The organism is Rhodococcus rhodochrous, assembly GCF_900187265.1.
GTDB classification, from domain to species: Bacteria; Actinomycetota; Actinomycetes; order Mycobacteriales; family Mycobacteriaceae; genus Rhodococcus; species Rhodococcus rhodochrous.
This window is the reverse complement of sequence record NZ_LT906450.1, coordinates 3,636,211-3,656,718: the sequence shown is the minus strand read 5'-3', so window position 1 is coordinate 3,656,718 and position 20,508 is coordinate 3,636,211. Positions and strand designations below refer to the sequence as shown.

The window sequence follows — 20,508 nt, the reverse complement described above, 5'->3', positions numbered from 1 at the left end:
TCAGAAGCTGCCGGGTCGTCCCGGTCCGACGTTGCGGCTGTTGCGGGTCCGCAGATCCCGCACGTAGTCGGCGGGCGCTCCGGCGATCTCGGCCGCGTCGGCCATCACACCCAGATAGCGGGCCGACGGCAGTCCGCCCTCGTAGCCGTCGACGACGTACAGCCATGCGAGGACCGGGCCGTCGGCGGTGTCGACACGCACGCGGATCTTGCGGTGGAAACCGAGTTCGGCCCCCTCCCAACGGTCGAGACTGCGCTCGTCGTCCTCCGGCACGTCGTAGAGCACCACGAACACCTTGGAATCGGGATCCTCGACGACCGTCGCGAGGGCGCCCTCCCAGCCGATGTCGGCGCCGGCGAAGGTCAGTCGCCAACCGTGCAACCACCCGGTTCCCGCCATCGGCGAATGCGGGCAGCGCGTCAGCATCTGCTCCGGATGCATGTTGGACCCGTAGGCGGCGTAGATCGGCACGAGGTTAAGGCTAACCCGTCGTCCACCGGAGTCGTCGGAGGGGCGGCGCAGGGGCGGACGAGGAGTGTCGAAGGGCTCCGATGTGCCGGGTCCACCGGTCCTTGTGCGCGAGGTGGGGGCATTGGCATAGCGTTAGGACCGACGTGTGTGCCCACCAGGCGCCCACGTGCAGCCCGACCCGGCACCCTTCGGAATCGATACAGAGGAGAACAATGACCCGGATCGTCATCATCGGCGGCGGCCCCGCAGGATACGAGGCGGCGCTGGTGGCATCCCAGTACGGCGCGACGGTGTCACTGATCGATTCGGACGGGATCGGTGGCGCCTGCGTGCTCTTCGACTGCGTCCCTTCCAAGACCTTCATCGCCTCGACCGGCGTGCGCACCGACATGCGCCGCGCCGCCGACCTGGGCATCGAGCTCGAACGCGCCGAGGTGTCGCTGCCTCAGGTCCACGGCCGTGTGAAGAGCCTGGCCCGCGCGCAGTCCGCCGACATCCGCACCAAGCTCGAGGCCGCCGGGGTGAAGCTGTTCTCCGGTTACGGCGAACTCGTCGACGCGCAGCCCGGCATGGCTGCCCACCAGGTGCGCGCCAAGCTGCTGACCGGCGAGGAGAAGGTGCTCGACGCCGACGTCGTGCTGATCGCGACCGGCGCGAGCCCGCGCATCCTGCCGGGTGCGGAGCCGGACGGTGAGCGGATCCTCACCTGGCGTCAGCTCTACGACCTCGAGAAGCTGCCCGAGCACCTCGTCGTCGTCGGTTCGGGCGTCACCGGCGCCGAGTTCGTCTCCGCCTACACCGAGGTCGGCGTGCGGGTCACCGTCGTCTCGAGCCGCGACCGGATCCTGCCGCACGAGGACGAGGACGCGGCTCTCGTGCTCGAGGACGTCCTCACCGAGCGTGGTGTGACCCTCGTCAAGCACGCCCGCGCCGACCGGGTCGAACGCACGGAGGACGGCGTCCGCGTGCTCCTCGCCGACGGCCGCATCGTCGAGGGCAGCCACGTGCTGATGACCGTCGGCTCGGTGCCCAACACTCGCAATCTCGGTCTCGACAAGGTCGGACTCGAACTCGACCGGGGTGGTTACCTTCCCGTCGACCGCGTCTCCCGCACCGCCGTCCCCGGCATCTATGCCGCGGGCGACTGCACCGGACTGCTGCCGCTCGCGTCGGTCGCGGCCATGCAGGGCCGCATCGCGATCTACCACGCGCTCGGTGAGGGCGTGAGCCCCATCAAGCTGAAAACCGTTGCAGCCGCGGTGTTCACGCGACCCGAGATCGCCGCCGTCGGTGTCAGTCAGGCGACGATCGACAAGGGCGAGGTGCCCGCCCGCACCGTCATGCTCCCGCTCAACACCAACCCGCGCGCCAAGATGTCCGGTCTGCGACGCGGTTTCGTGAAGATCTTCTGCCGTCCTGCGACCGGTGTGGTCATCGGCGGTGTGGTCGTTGCGCCGACCGCGTCAGAACTCATCCTCCCCATCGCGTTGGCGGTGCAGAACAACCTGTCGGTCAACGACCTCGCGCAGACCTTCTCGGTCTACCCGTCGCTGAGTGGATCGGTCACCGAGGCCGCCCGCCAGCTGATGCGCCACGACGATCTGGACTAGACACCGGACAGGGCGGGATAGACGGCGATCCCGCCCTGCTCAGGCCCAGTCGTAGGTGCGTTCGACCGCCTTGTTCCATTCGCCGAACAAGCGCTCGCGCTCGTCGACCGGCATCGCCGGTTCCCACGTGCGGTCCGCGGTCCAGTTACGGCGGATGTCCTCCTCGTCCTCCCAGAAACCCACGGCGAGACCGGCCGCGTAGGCGGCACCGAGCGCGGTGGTCTCGGACACGGTGGGCCGTACGACCGGCACACCGAGGATGTCGGACTGGAACTGCATGAGCAGATCGTTGGCGACCATGCCGCCGTCCACCTTGAGGGTGCGCAGGTCGACGCCGGAGTCGGCGTTCATCGCCTCGATGACCTCCCGAGTCTGGTAGGCCGTCGCCTCGAGCGCCGCCCGGGCGAGGTGCCCCTTCTCGACGAAGCGTGTCAGGCCGGCGATGACGCCCCGCGCGTCGGGTCGCCAGCGCGGCGCGAACAAACCCGAGAAGGCCGGCACGAAATACGCCCCGCCGTTGTCGGGGACGCTCGCAGCGAGCGCCTCGATCTCGTCGGCGGACCGGATGAGCCCGAGATTGTCGCGCAGCCACTGCACGAGCGAACCGGTCACGGCCACCGACCCTTCGAGGGCGTAGACCGCGGGAGCGTCGCCGATTCGATAGCAGACGGTGGTGATCAGGCCGTGCTCGCTGCGGACCGGGGTCGTGCCGGTGTTGAGCAGCAGGAAGTTGCCGGTGCCGTAGGTGTTCTTCGCTTCGCCGGGGGACAGGCAGCCCTGACCGAAGGTCGCGGCCTGTTGGTCGCCGAGGATGCCGGCGATCGGAACCCCGGCGAGCGGTCCACGTTCGCGGGCGTGCCCGTACACCTCCGACGAGCTGTGGATCTCCGGCAGCATCGACTCCGGGATATCGAGTTCGGCGCAGATCTCCGGATCCCACTGCTGCGTCCCGAGATTCATCAGCAGTGTGCGGGAGGCGTTGGTCACATCGGTGATGTGCAGTCCGGGTGGCTGGCCCTCCTCGCCGACACCGCCGGTGAGGTTCCACAGGATCCAGCTGTCGACGGTGCCGAACGCGAGGTCGCCGGCCTCGGCGCGCTCGCGGGCACCGTCGACGTTGTCGAGGATCCACCGCACCTTCGGTCCGGCGAAATAGGTCGACAGCGGCAGGCCGGTGACCTCGCGGTAACGGTCGGGCCCGGCGTCACCGGCGAGTTCCTCGACGAGCCTGTCGGTGCGGGTGTCCTGCCAGACGATCGCGTTGTACACCGGTTTTCCGGTGGTGCGGTCCCACACCACCGTGGTCTCGCGCTGGTTCGTCAGACCGATCGCCGCGATGTCGCTGCGTCGCAGATCTGCCTTGGCGAGTGCCGCGGCGCCCACCTCACGGGTGTTGAGCCACAGCTCTTCCGGGTCGTGTTCGACCCATCCCGACCGCGGGAGGAACTGGCGGTGCTCCTTCTGCGCGAGCGAGACGATGCGCCCGTCGTGGTCGAAGATGATGCACCGGCTGGACGTGGTGCCCTGGTCGATCGCCGCGATGAACTGGTTCACAGGTGGTCCTCGGGTGAAGGGGACGGCTCGGTTCGGCAACGCTTCCGCTGCGCGCTGCGGGTCCGAAGCTACTAGCCTTGATCGGGATAAGCTACTAGCCTTGATCGGGATACGTCGGCGACTCACGGGAGCGGGTGCGGTGACCAACCAATCGGGTGTGCAACTCCTCGGACCGCAACAGCGCGCCGACGCCTGGCGTCGTCTCGCCACCGAACAGTTCGACGTCGTCGTCATCGGCGGTGGCGTCGTCGGGGCGGGAGCAGCGCTCGACGCCGCGACCCGGGGCCTGCGGGTCGCGCTCGTCGAGGCCCGCGACTTCGCGTCCGGTACGTCGAGCCGGTCGTCGAAGATGTTCCACGGCGGCCTGCGCTATCTCGAACAGCTCGAATTCGGTCTGGTGCGGGAAGCCTTGCGCGAGCGCGAACTCGCATTGACGACCCTGGCCCCGCACCTGGTCAGGCCGCTGAAGTTCCTCTTCCCGCTCACCCATCGCGTGTGGGAGAGGCCCTATGTCGCGGCGGGCATCTTCCTCTACGACCGTCTCGGCGGCGCGAAGTCCGTTCCGGCGCAGAAGCACCTGACCCGGTCGGGTGCACTGCGGATGGTTCCCGGTCTCAAGCGCAATTCGCTCGTCGGTGGAATCCGCTACTACGACACGGTCGTCGACGACGCCCGGCACACCATGACCGTCGCGCGGACGGCCGCGCACTACGGTGCGGTCGTACGCACTTCGACGCAGGTCGTCGGTTTCCTGCGCGAGGCCGACCGCGTGTCGGGTGTGCGGGTGCGCGACAGCGAGGACGGTTCGGTCACCGAAGTACGGGCGCACGCGGTGATCAACGCGACCGGTGTGTGGACCGACGAGATCCAGTCGTTGTCGCGGCAACGCGGCCGATTCCGGGTCCGCGCGTCGAAGGGCGTGCACATCGTCGTGCCCCGCGACCGGATCGTCAGCGACTCGGCGATCATCCTGCGCACCGAGAAGTCGGTGCTGTTCGTCATCCCGTGGGGCAACCACTGGATCATCGGCACCACCGACACCGACTGGAATCTCGACCTGGCGCACCCGGCGGCGACGAAGGTCGACATCGACTACATCCTCGACCACGTCAACCGCGTGCTCGTCGTCCCGCTCACCCACGACGACATCGACGGCGTCTACGCCGGTCTGCGACCGTTGCTGGCGGGAGAGAGCGACGAGACGTCGAAGCTGTCGCGTGAGCACGCGGTCGCCCGGGTGGCACCCGGGCTCGTGGCCGTCGCCGGCGGCAAGTACACGACCTACCGCGTCATGGCCGAGGACGCCATAGATCTCGCGGCCGAGGACATCCCGGCCCGGATCGCATCGTCGATCACCGCGAAGGTGCCCCTCGTCGGGGCCGACGGATACTTCGCGCTGGTCAACCAGACCATGCACCTCGCCGAGCAGTACGGTCTGCATCCCTACCGCGTCAAGCATCTGCTCGACCGCTACGGCTCCCTCGTCGAGGACGTGCTGAGCCTCGCGAAGGGTCGGCCCGAGCTGCTCGAACCGCTGACCGATGCCCCGCAGTACCTGCAGGTCGAGGTGGTCTACGGGGCGGCCGCCGAGGGCGCTCTGCACCTCGAGGACCTGCTGGCGCGCCGGACCCGCATCTCGATCGAGTACCCGCACCGCGGCCTGCACTGCGCGGAGCAGACGGCCCGGCTGGTCGCTCCTGTCCTGGGCTGGGACGACGCGATGATCGACCGGGAGGTCGCGACCTATCGGGCGCGCGTCGAGGCGGAGATCGAGTCGCAGAACCGACCCGACGACGAATCCGCGGACGCACTGAGGGCAGCGGCCCCCGAGGCTCGGCCGGAGATCCTCGAACCGGTGCCGATCACCTGACCGGCGTCAGTGCGTGAGAATCACCTTGACGATCACCACCACCGTGGCGACCAGAGCGAGGCCGATCGCGGTGACCACGGTCCGGGTGGTCGGTCTGCGGCCCTGGAGCCGGCGCACGACGAAGATCGTCGACCCGATACGGACGAGCACCGCGACCTCGGCGAGGATGTGGGCGGTGCGTGGTTCGAGCCAGCCGATCCAGGCCGTCAGGAGGATCAGGCAGGGCAACACCGCGGACGACAGGATGGGAACGGAGTCGCGGAGTTCCTCGATGCGTTCGCTGCGCGTGAGTTGTTCACCCGACCGGACGGCCTGCGCGACCGTCTCCGCGAAGACGTGGGCGATGAATGTCGACAGTGCGGTGCCGAGGACGATGGCGATTCCCACGTACTCGGGAGACGTCGTGATGGGGACGAGCGCAGCCAGCACCAGGATGTTGCCGTAGACATATGCGCTGATACGGGAGGCCGCCGAACTCGGCGACAGGGGATGGCGCTGTTGGGTCAACAGGAACGAGGGTGTGGACACTTCGCTAGCGTGACACACATCGTCCCCGGTGACGCGTCCACCGGAAGGTCGTGTCAGGGTGAAACGGCGGTGGGACGGTGGCGCTCCGTCACCTTCGGGCTGCACTACATCGCCGGGTCGTTCTTCCTCGTCGGAGTAGGATTCGGCCGGCATGCAGTCGACGATGGGAAGCGAGAAGGTGGACACCACGCGCCGCAGCTGGGCGGGCGTCGGCATCGACGAACGCCGTCGGCTGCGCAGAGAACGTCTCCTCGCCGTAGGCGTCGAACTGCTCGGAGCGCCCGACGGCGCGGCGGCGAACGTCCGGGCCGTGTGCCGGGCCGCCGAACTCACCGAACGGTACTTCTACGAGAGCTTCACCGACCGCGACACCTTCGTCCGCGAGGTCTACGCCCGTGTCGCAGACCGCGCCCGCGACGCGCTGGCCGACGCGGTGCTCTCCGCGCCCCCCACCGGCCGCGCCGAGGCCGCGGTGCGGGCGTTCGTCGAGCTCATGGTCGACGATCCCCCGAAGGGACGCGTGCTCCTCCTCGCTCCGTTGCGCGAACCCGCGATCAGCCGGCGCGGTATCGAACTCGCCCCGGCCTTCGTCGCGCTGGTCCGCGACCAGCTACCGCCGGGCGGCGACGAGGGGCAGCGCCACATGGTGGCCGTGGGTGTCGTCGGTGCCCTCACCAGCCTGTTCATGGGATATCTCGAAGGCGACCTCGCGGTGTCGCGAGAGACCCTCGTCCGGCACTGTGTCGCGCTCGTCGAGGACGCCGGCAGGGCGGCGTGCCTGCAGGGCGATCAGGCCGGAGATCCTTCCGGACGCGGCTGACATCGCGGGCACCGGTAGACCACGCGCTCGGGATCGGTCGCGGTGCCGATCTCACCGGACCGGATCGGAGTCCGGCACCGCCTGCACGGCTTCCCACGACGTCCGTAGACCCACAGATTGCGGCCGGGGCGCCGGTCGCCGGTGGTGATGCGGGTCGTCCGGTCGCGGTTCGCGATCAGCAACCGGTGCGCGAGGTCGACCCACGCCGCAGGATCCCCGGCCTGCGCGACCGGTGTCCACGGATCGACGCCACGCAGGAAGCACAGCTCGGAGCGGTACACGTTGCCGACGCCGGCCATGATGCGCTGATCGAGCAGGGCCACCCCGATGGGGCGGTTCGGGTCGCCCGCGAGATTCGCCGCCGCGCGCTCGGGATCCCAGTCGGGGCCGAGCAGATCCGGCCCGAGATGCCCCACTGCGTCGTCCTCCCGGTCGCGAGCGAGTACCTCGACGATGCCGAGCTCGAACCCCACGGCTTGTACGTCCTCGGTGCCGAGCACGACGCGTGCCTTGTATCCGGGCTTGCGCCAGCGTGTTCCACGTGGGTAGACGTGCCATTCACCTTCCATCTTCAGGTGCGAATGGATCGAGACGTCGGCGACGCGGACGAGCAGGTGCTTGCCCCGCGAGACCACCTCCTCGACCGTGCACCCGGTGAAATCGGCGGTGGCGAAACGCGGCACGCGGAAGTCGGTTTCGGTGAGGACCTTTCCCTCCAGAGCGGTCCGGAGGCGGTGCGCGGCGCGGAACACGGTGTCTCCCTCGGGCACGTCAGAACCTCAACCGGTAGCCGCGCGGTGTCGCCGAGAATCCCGCTTCGGCAAGGTATCCGGCGAACTCGTGCCCGTGGATCGACTCACCGTCGACCTTCTCGACGACGATCTTGTCGACACCTCCGCGTTTGACGGTCGCTGCGAGCGACGCGCATGCGCTGCGCAACCGGCCCGGATCGTCGTCGAAGGTGAGCAATGTGCGTCCGCCGCGTTCGACGAACAGTACGAGCGCCCCGTCGACGAGCACCACGAGACCACCGGCCTTGCGGCCCGGCCGGTGCCGCGGCGCGTCGTCGTTGGCCGACGATTTCGGCCACGGCAGCGCCGCACCGTACGGGTTGGCGGGATCGCACGCCGCGAGGGTGACGGCCGCGGTCTCCGAGTGCCGACCCTCGATCGAATCCGAGAACGACCGCAGGCGGTCGACGACCGACGGTGTCGAGAACTGCGCTCCGCCCAGCGAATCGACGAAATAGCCCCGCCGGCACCGGCCGGTCTCCTCGAACCGGCTGAGCACCTTGTACATCGTCGCGAAACCGCCGGGCACACCTTCGCCGACGACGACACCGCGGGTGACCACGCCGTACCGCTCGAGCAGCAGTTCGGCGGTGGTGTGCGCGCGGACCGTCGCGTCGGTCTCGCGCTCGGGCAGCATCGACCAGCGCCCGCTGACGGTCGGTGGCCCGGTGCGGCTCGGCAGGGTGGGCCGGGCGCGGTACATCCGGGCACGCGGCGCCCGGCGCGGGGTGCGGTGGGCAGGCTTGGCGCGGGAGGTGTCGCCGATCAGGGCGCGCAGCGGGGCGAGGGTGTCGCCCGCGACGTGCCCGCTCCACACCAGCTCCCACAGCGCATCGGCGACCGTCGTGTCGCTCGCCGTCGTGTGGAGGGTGGTGACGGCGTCGACGAGTTGCCGGAAGAAGAACGCCCCGCCGCCCGAGAGCGACTCGAGGATCGCCTGGTGCACCGGCCCGAGTTCGATGTCGTCGACCGGAGCCAGGCTCACCGGAGCCAGATCGGCCGGGTGCAGCGCCACCCAACCGTCCTTCCCGGAGATGGACCCGGCACCCGACCACAGGACCTCGCCGGTCGTGGTGAGCTCGTCGAGCATCGTCGGCGTGTAGTCGCGGACACGTGGAGCGAGGATCAGCGGTTCGAGGGCGCTCGCGGGCACCGGTACGCCGGCGAGCTGTTCGACGACGGTGAGGACACCGTCGATGCCGTAGAGCGCGCTCGTGCCCGTGCCGGTGCCGAGATGGTGCCAGTCGGGCAGGAATCGTCCGAGGGTCGTGGTGCTGACGGGTTCGACGTCCTGCCTGGCGGCGGCGAGCGACCGGCGCCGCAGCCTCCGGAGCACCTCCGTGTCGCACCATTCCGAACCGCTCGCACCGGGGCGGAATTCGCCTGCCGTGACGCGCTTCTCGGAGGCGAGTCGCTCGAGGACGGATTCGACGACCGCCGTGCCCAGCCCGAACCGGGCGGCGGCCTGCGCGGTGGTGAACGGACCGTGGGTGCGGGCGTGCCGGGCGATCAGATCGCCGAGCGGGTCGGGGACCGGTTCGACGAACACCGTCGGAACGCCGATCGGCAGAGGCACGCCCAGCGCGTCGCGCAGACGCGAAGCGTCCTCGATCGCCACCCACCGATACTCACCCGCGTACGAGACACGCAGCGCGCGTCGCTGCGCTTCGAGATCCTCGATCCACGACGTCGGGTCGTCGGTGGTGCGCTCGCGCAGTTCGGCGTCGGTGAGCGGACCGAGCAGGCGCAACAGATCGGCGACGCCCTCGGCGTCTCGTGCCCGTCGCTGCGGGGTCAGTCGTTGCAGTTCGTGCTCGGCCTCGGTGATGACGTCGGCGTCGAGCAGTTCGCGCAGCTCGACCCGGCCGAGGAGTTCGGCGAGCAGCGTCGAGTCGAGCGACAGTGCCGCGGCCCGCCGTTCGGCGAGCGGGCTGTCGCCTTCGTACAGGAACTCGCCCACATAGGAGAACAGCAGCGACGTCGCGAACGGTGAGGCCGTGGGGGTCTCGACCTCCACCAGCCGGATCTTGCGCTGGGCGATGCTGCCGAGCAGGTCGCGCAGGGCAGGTAGGTCGTAGACGTCCTGCAGGCACTCGCGAACCGTCTCGAGCAGGACGGGGAAGTCGGGATAGCGCCGAGCGACGTCGAGCAGCTGCGCCGACCGTTGGCGCTGCTGCCACAGCGGGGCCCGCTTGCCCGGGTTGCGGCGGGGCAGGAGCAGGGCCCGCGCCGCGCACTCCCGGAAGCGGGACGCGAACAATGCGGAGCCACCGACCTGCTCGGTGACGATGTCGTCGATCTCCTCGGTGTCGAAGACGAAGATCTCCGAACCCGGTGGGGCGTCGTCGGTGTCGGGCAGCCGGACGATGATGCCGTCGTCGGACGGAGTGGGATGCGATTCGACGCCGTAGCGTTCGAGCAGCCGCGCGCCCACCGCGAGCGCCCACGGTGCGTGCACCCGCAACCCGAACGGCGAGTGCAGCACCAGCCGCCAGTCGCCGAGTTCGTCGCGGAACCGTTCGACGACGAGCGTGCGGTCGGTGGGCAGGTGCCCGGTGGCGGTGCGTTGCTCGTCGAGCAGACGGATGAGGTTGCCGGTCGCATAGTCGTCGAGACCACCCTTGCGGCAGCGGGTCTCGGCGTCCTCCGGTGAGGCGTGCCCCATCTCGCGGAGGAAGGCGCCGAGCGCGGCACCGAGTTCGGCGGGACGACCCTGACTGTCGCCGTGCCAGAAGGGCAATCGGCCGGGCCGCCCGTAGGCGGGGGAGACCAGGACCCGGTCGAATGTGATCTCCTCGATCCGCCAGCTGGTGGCACCGAGCGCGAAGACGTCGCCCACCCGCGACTCGTAGACCATCTCTTCGTCGAGTTCGCCCACCCGCGTGTTCTTCTCGCCGACCATGTACACGGTGAACAGACCGCGATCGGGGATCGTGCCGCCGGAAGTGACGGCGAGCCGCTGGGCGCCGGGCCGGCCGGTGAGTGTGCCGGCCGTGCGGTCCCACACCACGCGGGGACGGAGCTCGGCGAACTCGTCGGACGGATAACGACCGGCGAGCAGGTCGAGCACGGATTCGTAGACGCCGCGGGAGAGCGTCGCGAACGACCCGCTGCGCCGCACCGTGTCGAACCAGTCGTCGACGTCGACGGGTTCGAGGGCCGTGGCCGCGACAGTCTGCTGGGCGAGCACATCCAGCGGATTCGCCGGAACCTGCAGGGCCTCGATGTGCCCCTCGACCATCCGCTCGACGGTCACCGCGCAGTGCACGAGATCGGTGCGGTGCTTGGGGAACAGCACGCCGCGCGAGGTCTCGCCCACCTGATGACCGGCGCGGCCGACGCGTTGCAGACCGCTGGCGACCGAGGGCGGAGCCTCGACCTGGATCACGAGATCGACCGCACCCATGTCGATGCCGAGTTCGAGACTCGACGTCGCCACCACGCACCGCAACCGGCCCGACTTGAGGTCGTCCTCGATCAGGGCGCGCTGGTCCTTGCTCACCGACCCGTGATGGGCGCGGGCGAGCACGGGTGCAGCACCGGCGCTGGTCTCGGTGGGCGACCCGAGCTGCGAAGGCGGTGCGCTCTCGCGGTCCACATCCTCACCGAGGCGTTCGGCGTGGATCTCGTTGAGCCGGGCGGTGAGACGCTCGGACAGTCGTCGGGAGTTGGCGAACACGATCGTCGACCGATGCTCGGTGATGAGGTCGACGATCTGTTCCTCGACGTGCGGCCAGATCGACCCGGCCTGCGGTGATGGGGAGAACGATTCCTCGTCGGGTTCGGAGACCCCGAGTTCGGTCATGTCCTCGACCGGTACGCGCACCGTGAGATCCCACGTCTTCGCCGAGGGCGGCGCGACGATCCGGATGGGGGCGGAACCGGCGAGGAACCGGCCGACCTCCTCGTGCGGTCGCACGGTGGCCGACAACCCGATGCGCTGGGCCGGCGCGCGCAGGAGCTGATCGAGACGCTCGAGCGACAGCGCGAGATGCGCCCCGCGTTTCGTCCCCGCCACCGCGTGGACCTCGTCGACGATCACCGTCTCGACACCGACGAGGTTCTCCCGCGCGGACGAGGTGAGCATGAGGAATAGCGACTCGGGCGTCGTGATGAGGATGTCCGGTGGCGTGCGCGCCAGGGCGCGACGATCGGCCTGGGAGGTGTCGCCGGAACGCACACCGACGGTGATGTCGGGTGGCGTCAGGCCGAGACGTTTCGCGGTCTGCGTGATGCCGACGAGCGGGGAGCGCAGATTGCGCTCGACGTCGACGGCGAGGGCCTTGAGCGGCGAGACGTACAGGACGCGGGTGCGGTGCTCACGCGCGGCGTGCTCGTCGGCCGGAGTGGACGAGAGCCGGTCGAGCGACCACAGGAACGCCGACAGGGTCTTGCCCGACCCGGTGGGGGCGACGACGAGTGTGTGGGCTCCCGAGGAGATCGAATCCCACGCGCCGAGCTGGGCCGGGGTCGGGGACTCGAATGCCCCGGCGAACCACGCCCGGGTCGGCGCGGAGAAACGATCGAGGATGTCGGTCACCATCCCATCGTCTACCCGCCGACCGACACACTCAGTCGTCGCACGTGAACCCGATCAGTCGCTGTATGCGAACCGTGCGATCTGCCGACAGTGATCGTCGGCCCAGGAGTTGCGTCCGTAGCGCATCAGTTCCGTCACGAGCGTCCGTGCCGGGGCCCGCCACGGCAGCGCCTCGAACTGCTCCCGCACGGCCGGCTCGTCGCTCCACACCACGCACACCACGGAGCCCTCGTCGACGAACACGAGGTCGGGGGAGTCCGCCACGAGTTGCTCGCGGGTCGAGCCCGACGCCTTCTCCAGTTCGGCCCCCGACACGCGGACGTAACCGGCGAGGCGCCGCTGCCCGTCGGAGAGATCGAGGAACACCCCGGCGACCGCCATGTTGCCGGCATGCACCGACACCAGCGGCTTCCGCGGGTCGTCCGGATCCCCGGCGGGAAGACACACGACGGACCAGTACTCGCATTCGCTCATGCGGGCGTTGGGCACGATCGACGACACGACGTCGCGGAGCCAGGCCGTGACCGAGCCGAACTCGGGATACTGTTCGAGCTCGCGGTACTTGGTCTCACGCAGCGGCAGGGCCGCCGTCGACGGGGGCACACGGGTGTTCACGCGACGATTATGACCGCTGTCGATGTGGTGCGGGTCATCAGATCACCACGCCGGGATTCAGGATCGCGTTCGGGTCGAGTGCGGCCTTGATCCGCTCGGTCAACGCCATCACGTCCGGCCCCACCTGATCGGGTAGCCAGGCCTTCTTGAGCCGGCCGACACCGTGCTCCCCGGTGATGGTGCCGCCGAGTTCGATCGCGAGATCCATGATCTTCCCGAAGACCACCTGTGCTCGCGCCGTCATGTCCGCGTCGGCGGGGTCGTAGACGATCAGCGGATGGGTGTTGCCGTCCCCGGCGTGGGCGATCACGGCCACGGTGACATCGTGTTCGGTTGCGAGATCGGCGATCCCGCTCACCAGTTCCGGCAGTGCGGGGATCGGCACCCCGACGTCCTCGAGCAGCAGACTGCCGGTGCGCTCGACGGCCGGGATCGCCATGCGACGGGCGACGGTGAACGCCTCGCTTTCCTCGGGATCGTCGGTCGCGAACACGTCGTCGGCACCGGCTTCGCGGCACGCCCGCACCATGATCTCGATCTCCTCCGCGGCCGCGCTGCCGGGTGCGTCGGAGCGGGCGATGAGCATCGCCTCGGTGGTGCGGTCGAGTCCCATGCGCAGCATGTCCTCGACCGCGCCGATCGACGCCCGGTCCATGAACTCGAGCATCGCCGGGCGCAGGACCGCGGTGATCGCGACGACGGCGTCGGCGGCGGCCTGCACGGTGGCGAAGGTCGCGACCATCGTGGAGGCCGGTGGCGGCGGTGGGACGAGCCGCAGGGTCACCTCGGTGATGACCCCGAGGGTGCCCTCGCTGCCGACGAACAGCTTCGTCAGCGACAAACCCGCGACGTCCTTGACCCGAGGGCCGCCGAGCCGCACCGCGGTGCCGTCGGCGAGGACCACCTCGAGTCCGAGCACGTAGTCGGTCGTCACCCCGTACTTCACGCAACACAACCCACCGGCGTTGGTGGCCGCATTGCCGCCGATCGTGCAGATCTCGAACGACGACGGATCCGGCGGATACCAGAGCCCGTGTTCGGCCGCGGCCTGCTTCACCTCGACGTTGAGCAGACCGGGCTGGACGACGGCGGTGCGGGTCGCGGTGTCGACGGTGATCGCCCGCATCTTCTCGGTGCTGAGCACGATCCCGTCGGCGAGCCCGCCGGACCCGCCCGACAGACTCGTGCCGGCACCGCGGGGCACCACCGGCACCCGGTGGGCGTTCGCCCACCGCAGTGTCGCCTGCACGTCCGCGGTGGACGTCGCGCGCACGAGAGCGAGCGGAACCGCGGCGTCCGGATCCTGCGCGCGGTCCTGCCGGTAACCGGCGAGGATGTCGGGATCGGTGACCAGCGCGCCGGCGGGCAACCGCCCGGCAAGTTCGTCGAGCACCAGGGTCGGGTCGGTGGTCGGGCGGCTCATCCGCGCACCGGCTCCACGTAGCGCGCACGGAGCTTGTGCTTGACGAGTTTGCCCGTGGGGGTGCGCGGGAGGTCGTCGGAGAAGTCGATGCTGCGCGGCGCCTTGAAGTGCGACACGCGGTCGCGGACGTAGGCGAGCAGTTCCTGCTCGAGTTCGGGACTCGGTTCGACCCCGTCGACGAGCTGCACGACGGCCTTGACCGCCTCACCCATCTCCTCGTTCGGCACGCCGATCACCGCGACGTCGAACACCTTCGGATGCAGAGTGAGGACGTTCTCGGATTCCTGTGGGTATATGTTCACGCCACCCGAGATGATCGTGAACGCGGCCCGGTCGGTGAGGTAGAGATAGCGCTCCTCGTCCAGATAACCGATGTCCCCGCTGGTCGTCCACGTCGGATGTTCGGGGTGCGTCGCCTGTTCCGTCTTCACCGGGTCGTTGTGGTACTCGAACGGACGCTCGTCGCGTTCCCACCACACCGTGCCGATCGATCCGGTGGGCAGCTCCTGCCCCTGGTCGTCGCAGATGTGGACGGTGCCCAGGCCTCCGTCGCGGCCCACCGAGCCTGGATGCGCGAGCGCCTGTGCGGAGTCGATGAACGTCGCACCGGCGCCCTCGGTGGAGGCGTAGTACTCGTTGATCACCGGTCCCCACCATTCGATCATCGCGCGCTTGATCTCGGGCGGGCACGGTGCCGCGGCGTGGATCGCGACCTTCATGCTCGACACGTCGTACTTCGCGCGGGTCTCCTCGGGGAGCTTGAGCATCCGGACGAACATCGTCGGCACCCACTGGCTCGCCGTGACCGAGTACCGGTCGATGAGCGCGAGTGCCTCCTCGGGATCGAAACGGTCCATGAGGACCACGGTGCCGCCGACCGACTGGATCGTGCCGCAGAAACGCAGCGGCGCAGCGTGGTACAGCGGCGCGGGGCACAGGTAGACGGTGCTGTCGTCGAACCCGTACATCGGGGCGAAGACCGCGGTGTACGGGTCGGGGATGTCCTGGACCTGCCCGTCCGGAAGCTTCGGCTTGATGCCCTTGGGCCGGCCCGTGGTGCCCGACGAGTACAGCATGTCCTGGCCGCGCGGCTGGTCGTCGAGCGGTGCCGCGTCGAACGGGGCGAGCGCGGCCTCGTACTCCTCGAAACCGTCCAGCGCCCCGCCGAACACCAACAGGTGGGTGACGCCGGGATAGGCGCCGGGGGACAGGTCGACCGCATCGACCGCCTGAGCAGATACGACGAGGGCCTTCGCGCCGCAGTCGTCGACGATGTAGGCGGCCTCGGCCGCGGTCAGGTGCCGATTGACGACGGTGATGTAGAGACCCGAGCGCAGCGCTGCCCAGTAGACCTCCATGACCCGCAGGTCGTTGTTCGAGATCAGGGCGATGTGATCGCCGCGCTCGAGGCCGAGGGACCTCAGGTACTTCGCCAGCCGGATCGAGCGTTCGTCGAGTTCGCGATAGGTCAGCGACTCCCCGGTGGCGGGGCGGATGATCGCGGGTTTGTCGGGCGTGGTGGCGACGAAGTTCCCTGGATACATGCCCAAGGTCTACCACAGGATGTGGTGCAGACCACATATCCTCTGATTGGGCGCAGTGTCGTCGGGTACCCGTGCGGAAGGACCACGGAAGGAGAAGACGATGCCGAATCCGTCGATCAAGAACGAGAAGATGTACGAGGAGCTCCGCGAGGACGGCGCCTCGAAGGAGAAGGCGGCCCGGATCTCCAACGCGGCTGCGAACGAGGGCAAGTCACAGGTCGGGAAGAAAGGCGGCAAGTCCGGCTCCTACGACGACTGGACGGTCGACGACCTGAAGAAGCGTGCGAAGGAACTGGGCATGACCGGTTACTCCGACATGAAGAAGGACGAACTGATCGACGCACTGCGCAACCATTAGCCGACCGGACCCCCGAGTTCGCGCGCCGAAACGAGCTTCGCCCCTGCTGTGGGGGCGGCGAGCCTCGTTCCGGCGCGCGAACGTCGTTCGGGATCAGCCGAATTCGACTCCTTGGGCGAGTGGCAGATCCGTCGAATAGTTGACGGTGTTCGTCGCCCGGCGCATGTACGCCTTCCACGCATCCGATCCGGATTCGCGCCCACCGCCGGTGTGCTTCTCCCCGCCGAAGGCACCACCGATCTCGGCACCCGAGGTGCCGATGTTGACATTGGCGATGCCGCAGTCGGATCGGGCGAGGAACAGTTCGGCCTCACGCTGGTCGAGTGTGAAGATCGACGACGAGAGTCCTTGCGGTACATCGTTGTGCAACGCGATCGCCTCGTCGAGGTCGTCGTAGACGAGGACGTACAGGATCGGGGCGAAGGTCTCCTCGCGCACCACCTCGGTCTGCGCGGGCATCCGGACCAGCGCGGGCGAGACGTACACGCCGCCACCGGCGACCTCCACCCGTTCGCCGCCGACGACGAGCGTGCCCCCGTCGGTCTGTGCACGGTCGAGCGCCGCGGTCATCGCCTCGTAGGACCGTTCGGAGATGAGCGGACCCACCAGGACGCCCTCGTCGAGCGGATTCCCCACCCGCAGACCCGAGTACGCCTTCGCGATGCGCTCGACGAACTCGTCGGCGATCGACCGGTGCACGATGAGCCGGCGCAGGGTCGTGCAGCGCTGGCCCGCCGTTCCGGCGGCGGCGAACACGACGCCTCGGACGGCGAGATCCTGATCGGCGGACGGAGCGACGATCGCCGCATTGTTGCCGCCGAGCTCGAGCAGGCTCCGGCCGAATCGCGCCGCGACCCGCGGCCCGACGATCCGCCCCATCCGGGTGGAGCCGGTCGCACTGACCAGCGCGATACGAGGGTCGTCGACGAGCGCTTCACCCACCGTGTGGTCGCCGAGCAGAAGGTGATGGAGTCCTTCGGGTGCGCCGACCTCGGCGGCAGCTCGGCGCAGCAGGGCGTCGCACGCGAGCGCGGTGAGTGGGGTGGTCTCCGACGGCTTCCACACCACCGGGTCGCCGCACACCAGCGCGATCGCGGTGTTCCACGACCACACCGCCACGGGGAAGTTGAACGCGGAGATCACGCCCACCACGCCGAGCGGATGCCAGATCTCCATGAGGCGGTGCCCGGGTCGCTCGGACGGCATCGTCCGCCCGTAGAGCTGTCGCGACAGACCGACGGCGAACTCGCAGACGTCGATCATCTCCTGCACCTCGCCTGCGGCCTCCGACGGGATCTTTCCCGCCTCGAGAGTGACGAGTTCGGCGAGATCCGACTTGTGTTCGACGAGAAGCTCGCCGAGCCTTCGCACCACGCGGCCGCGCACCGGAGCGGGGATGTCCCGCCACTGTTCGAAGGCCTGTGCCGCCGCTGTGATCGTCGCGTCGACCTCGGCGGCCGAGTGGACCGGGAGGTGCCCGATCACGCTGCCGTCGATCGGGCTGGTCACCGCGAGCGCCGCGTCGTCGGGCAGGGCGTCGACGCCGCACTGCCTCAGAGCGGTCGCCGCGCGATCGGCGAGATCGGTGGTCGCATTCATCGGTGAGCTCCTTTACTGCTCGGATACCCTGCGCTGGTGCCCGAATCCTCGAGAAACGACTCGTCGAAGGAGTCGCTGGACGACATCGATCGGATGCTGCTGCGCGAACTGGTCGCCGACGGTCGCGCGACGCTCGCGGCGCTCGCCGAGAAGGCAGGACTGTCCGTCTCGGCTGTGCAGTCGCGGGTGCGCCGACTCGAGGCGCGCAACGTGATCCGCGGATACAGTGCGCGCGTCGATCCCGAAGCGCTCGGGCTGATGTTGTCGGCGTTCGTGGCGATCACCCCTCTCGACCCGTCGCAACCCGACGACGCACCGGCCCGTCTCCGGCACATCTCCGCGATCGAATCGTGTCACTCGGTGGCGGGCGACGAAAGCTACATCCTCCTCGTACGTGTCGAGTCTCCTCGCGCTCTCGAACGGCTGCTGCAGGAGATCCGTGCGACCGCCAACGTCGCGACCCGCAGCACCGTCGTCCTGCAAACATTTTACGAACGATAGGCATCTACGCCGTAAGTGTTGCTGTGATACCGGGTTTGCCCCGTTGATTATCGCGTACGGTGGGGTCATGAGCACTGCATTCCGAAACCCGGACGGTGCCGAGAACCTCGCCCCCGACCGGGTACACAGCATCCTCGGCCGGCACATGCTCGCCGACGGTTTCGACCTCGTCCTCGATCTCGACCGTTCCCGCGGAGTACGCCTCGTCGACGCCCGGGACGGAACCACGTGGCTCGACATGTTCGGGTTCTTCGCGTCGTCCACGCTCGGGATGAACCATCCGGCGCTGACCGATCCGGAGGCAGCGCACGAACTCGCCGCCGTCGCGGCGAACAAGCCCAGCAACTCCGACATCTACACCGTGCCCATGGCACGCTTCGTCGAGACCTTCGTGCGCGTCCTCGGCGATCCGGCGCTGCCGCACCTGTTCTTCGTCGACGGTGGTGGGCTCGCAGTGGAGAACGCGCTCAAGGTCGCGTTCGACTGGAAGAGCCGCCTCAACGAGTCCCGTGGTCTGCCCGCCCACCTGGGCGGATCGGTGCTGCACCTGACCGAGGCCTTCCACGGCCGCACCGGGTACACCCTGTCTCTGACCAACACCGATCCGGTCAAGACCGACCGGTTCCCCAAGTTCGACTGGCCGCGGATCGACGCGCCCTATCTCGCCGAGGGACGCGATGTCGCCGCGGCCGAGGAGAAGGCCCTCGAACAGGCACGCCGCGCCTTCGCCGAACGTCCCCACGACATCGCGTGCTTCATCGCCGAACCGATCCAGGGGGAAGGCGGCGACCATCACTTCCGTCCCGAGTTCTTCCGGGCGATCGCACAGTTGTGCCGGGAGAACGACGCGCTGATGATCTTCGACGAGGTGCAGACGGGTGCCGGCACGACCGGCACCGCGTGGGCCTACCAGCAGCTCGGCGTCACCCCCGACATCGTCGCCTTCGGCAAGAAGACGCAGGTGTGCGGGATCATGGCCGGTGAACGCATCGACGAGGTACCCGACAACGTGTTCGCCGTGAGCTCGCGGATCAACTCGACGTGGGGCGGCAATCTCACCGACATGGTGCGGGCCCGCCGCATCCTCGAGGTCGTCGAACACGACAGGCTGATCGACCGCGCCCGGTTGAGCGGAGCGCACCTGCTGTCGGGGTTGCAGCAGATCGCCGCGCGACGACCGGTCGTCACCGAACCGCGGGGACGCGGACTGATGTGCGCGGTCGATCTCCCGACTCCGGAGATCCGCGACGAGGTGCTGCGACGGCTGTACCGCGACGAGCACGTCCTCGTGATCGGGACGGGCACGCGCGGCATCCGCTTCCGGCCGCCGCTGATCGTCACCACCCACGAGCTCGACGAGGCCCTCGACGCGCTCGACAGGGTGACCTCGCAGTACGAATGACGGGGCGGGTCCCCCTGTTCGGGGCCGCACGGCGGTAGCTTGTCGGATATGGCCGATGCACTGGACGAGACCGTGACCGGCGGCGAATCCTTCGCGATTCCGTCGCTCGCCAACCTGAGGGACATCGGCGGTTGCCGTAGTTCGTTCGGCGGCGTGGTCCGCACCGGGGTGGTCTTCCGCTCCACCGACCTCAGCCGCCTGACCGACACCGACATCGAGACCCTCGATGCCCTGAGTATCGCGACGGTCTTCGACCTGCGCACGCTCGAGGAGCAGCAGGCCCGTCCCGATCGCGTCCCCGACGGCGCCCGGCACCTCGGCCTCGACGTCCTCGCCGATCGTGAAGGCGGATCGATCGCGGCGGCGCTGCCGCAACTCGTGTCGAATCCGGAGTTGGTGTCGCAGATACTCGGCGACGGTCGCGCCACCGACTACCTACGTCAGAGCTACCGCGATTTCGTCACTCTTCCGAGCGCAGTGGCGTCGTACCGGACCCTGGCCGACACCGTCGCGCACGGCGACGTTCCGGGGCTCGTGCACTGCAGTGCCGGCAAGGACCGCACCGGGTGGGCGGCGGCGTCGCTGCTCCTGTTCGCCGGCGCCGACCAGGAGGCCGTGTTCACCGACTATCTCCGCACCAACGACGAACTGCTCCCGCATTTCGACGACTTCTTCGCCCGGTTCGCATCGCTCGGCGGCGATCCGGACCTGATCACGCCCCTGCTCGGTGTGCGCCGCGAGTACCTCGAGGTGGCGATCGACGAGGCGTTGTCGCGCTACGGAACCATCGAGCAGTACTTCGCCGCCGGACTCGGTCTCGACGACGACACCCTGCAGGCCCTGCGGACCCGGCTCGTCGATTCGAACGTGACCGCCTGACCG

16 protein-coding genes are annotated in these 20,508 nt (G+C 68.9%); 7 read left to right on the top strand and 9 right to left on the bottom strand.

Features of this window, described 5'->3' with window-relative positions:
- The gene (locus CKW34_RS16805; protein ID WP_059382309.1) at window positions 1-471 is read right to left on the bottom strand and encodes a gamma-glutamylcyclotransferase; all 471 of its coding nucleotides are present in this window, start codon (window positions 469-471) and stop codon (window positions 1-3) included.
- 212 nt (window positions 472-683) lie between these two features.
- Here CKW34_RS16805 and CKW34_RS16800 point away from each other — a divergent pair, with 212 nt between their 5' ends.
- The gene (locus tag CKW34_RS16800; RefSeq protein WP_059382308.1) at window positions 684-2,081 is read left to right on the top strand and encodes an NAD(P)H-quinone dehydrogenase; all 1,398 of its coding nucleotides are present in this window, start codon (window positions 684-686) and stop codon (window positions 2,079-2,081) included.
- A gap of 39 nt (window positions 2,082-2,120) precedes the next feature.
- Here CKW34_RS16800 and glpK read toward each other — a convergent pair whose 3' ends face one another.
- Window positions 2,121-3,635, bottom strand: coding sequence for a glycerol kinase GlpK (gene glpK / locus CKW34_RS16795; protein WP_059382307.1), 1,515 nt, complete (start codon window positions 3,633-3,635; stop codon window positions 2,121-2,123).
- 139 nt (window positions 3,636-3,774) lie between these two features.
- Between glpK and glpD the strand changes: the two genes are divergently transcribed.
- The gene (glpD, locus tag CKW34_RS16790; RefSeq protein ID WP_059382306.1) at window positions 3,775-5,505 is read left to right on the top strand and encodes a glycerol-3-phosphate dehydrogenase; all 1,731 of its coding nucleotides are present in this window, start codon (window positions 3,775-3,777) and stop codon (window positions 5,503-5,505) included.
- A 6-nt stretch (window positions 5,506-5,511) separates the two neighbouring features.
- Here glpD and CKW34_RS16785 read toward each other — a convergent pair whose 3' ends face one another.
- Window positions 5,512-6,033 (bottom strand): hypothetical protein, encoded by a 522-nt coding sequence (locus tag CKW34_RS16785; RefSeq protein ID WP_059382395.1) that lies wholly within the window; start codon window positions 6,031-6,033, stop codon window positions 5,512-5,514.
- Window positions 6,034-6,196: 163 nt separating this feature from the next.
- Here CKW34_RS16785 and CKW34_RS16780 point away from each other — a divergent pair, with 163 nt between their 5' ends.
- Window positions 6,197-6,853 carry a TetR/AcrR family transcriptional regulator gene (locus CKW34_RS16780; protein WP_059382305.1) on the top strand — a complete coding sequence of 219 codons (657 nt, stop codon included), beginning with the start codon at window positions 6,197-6,199 and terminating at the stop codon, window positions 6,851-6,853.
- On the opposite strand, the gene CKW34_RS16775 is transcribed toward CKW34_RS16780, so the two are convergent.
- From CKW34_RS16775 to CKW34_RS16755, 5 genes are read right to left on the bottom strand one after another with little or no spacing between them, the layout of a single operon-like run.
- Window positions 6,823-7,623, bottom strand: coding sequence for a DNA-formamidopyrimidine glycosylase family protein (locus CKW34_RS16775; RefSeq protein ID WP_059382304.1), 801 nt, complete (start codon window positions 7,621-7,623; stop codon window positions 6,823-6,825). The genes CKW34_RS16780 and CKW34_RS16775 overlap by 31 nt on opposite strands.
- Before the next feature lies 1 nt (window position 7,624).
- The gene (locus CKW34_RS16770) at window positions 7,625-12,187 is read right to left on the bottom strand and encodes an ATP-dependent helicase (RefSeq protein WP_059382303.1); all 4,563 of its coding nucleotides are present in this window, start codon (window positions 12,185-12,187) and stop codon (window positions 7,625-7,627) included.
- A gap of 51 nt (window positions 12,188-12,238) precedes the next feature.
- Window positions 12,239-12,799: a hypothetical protein gene (locus CKW34_RS16765; protein WP_059382302.1), complete on the bottom strand. Its 561-nt coding sequence runs from the start codon at window positions 12,797-12,799 to the stop codon at window positions 12,239-12,241.
- A 37-nt stretch (window positions 12,800-12,836) separates the two neighbouring features.
- On the bottom strand, window positions 12,837-14,222 hold the full coding sequence (locus tag CKW34_RS16760) for an FAD-binding oxidoreductase (protein ID WP_059382301.1): 1,386 nt from the start codon (window positions 14,220-14,222) through the stop codon (window positions 12,837-12,839).
- Window positions 14,219-15,766, bottom strand: coding sequence for an AMP-binding protein (locus CKW34_RS16755; protein WP_059382300.1), 1,548 nt, complete (start codon window positions 15,764-15,766; stop codon window positions 14,219-14,221). Before CKW34_RS16755 ends, CKW34_RS16760 begins: the two co-directional genes overlap by 4 nt.
- A 100-nt stretch (window positions 15,767-15,866) precedes the next feature.
- On the opposite strand from CKW34_RS16755, the gene CKW34_RS16750 reads away from it, so the two are divergent.
- Window positions 15,867-16,124 (top strand): DUF7218 family protein, encoded by a 258-nt coding sequence (locus tag CKW34_RS16750; RefSeq protein ID WP_059382299.1) that lies wholly within the window; start codon window positions 15,867-15,869, stop codon window positions 16,122-16,124.
- Between the two features lie 93 nt (window positions 16,125-16,217).
- On the opposite strand, the gene amaB is transcribed toward CKW34_RS16750, so the two are convergent.
- Window positions 16,218-17,723, bottom strand: a complete 1,506-nt coding sequence (gene amaB / locus CKW34_RS16745) for an L-piperidine-6-carboxylate dehydrogenase (RefSeq protein ID WP_059382298.1) — start codon at window positions 17,721-17,723, stop codon at window positions 16,218-16,220.
- A 93-nt stretch (window positions 17,724-17,816) separates the two neighbouring features.
- On the opposite strand from amaB, the gene CKW34_RS16740 reads away from it, so the two are divergent.
- From CKW34_RS16740 to CKW34_RS16730, 3 genes are all read left to right on the top strand, one after another.
- Complete coding sequence (locus tag CKW34_RS16740) at window positions 17,817-18,224, top strand: Lrp/AsnC family transcriptional regulator (protein ID WP_229568375.1); 408 nt, start codon at window positions 17,817-17,819, stop codon at window positions 18,222-18,224.
- 67 nt (window positions 18,225-18,291) lie between these two features.
- Window positions 18,292-19,626: an L-lysine 6-transaminase gene (gene lat, locus CKW34_RS16735; RefSeq protein ID WP_059382297.1), complete on the top strand. Its 1,335-nt coding sequence runs from the start codon at window positions 18,292-18,294 to the stop codon at window positions 19,624-19,626.
- A 48-nt stretch (window positions 19,627-19,674) separates the two neighbouring features.
- Window positions 19,675-20,505, top strand: a complete 831-nt coding sequence (locus CKW34_RS16730; RefSeq protein WP_059382296.1) for a tyrosine-protein phosphatase — start codon at window positions 19,675-19,677, stop codon at window positions 20,503-20,505.
- The last annotated feature ends 3 nt before the right edge of the window (window positions 20,506-20,508 follow it).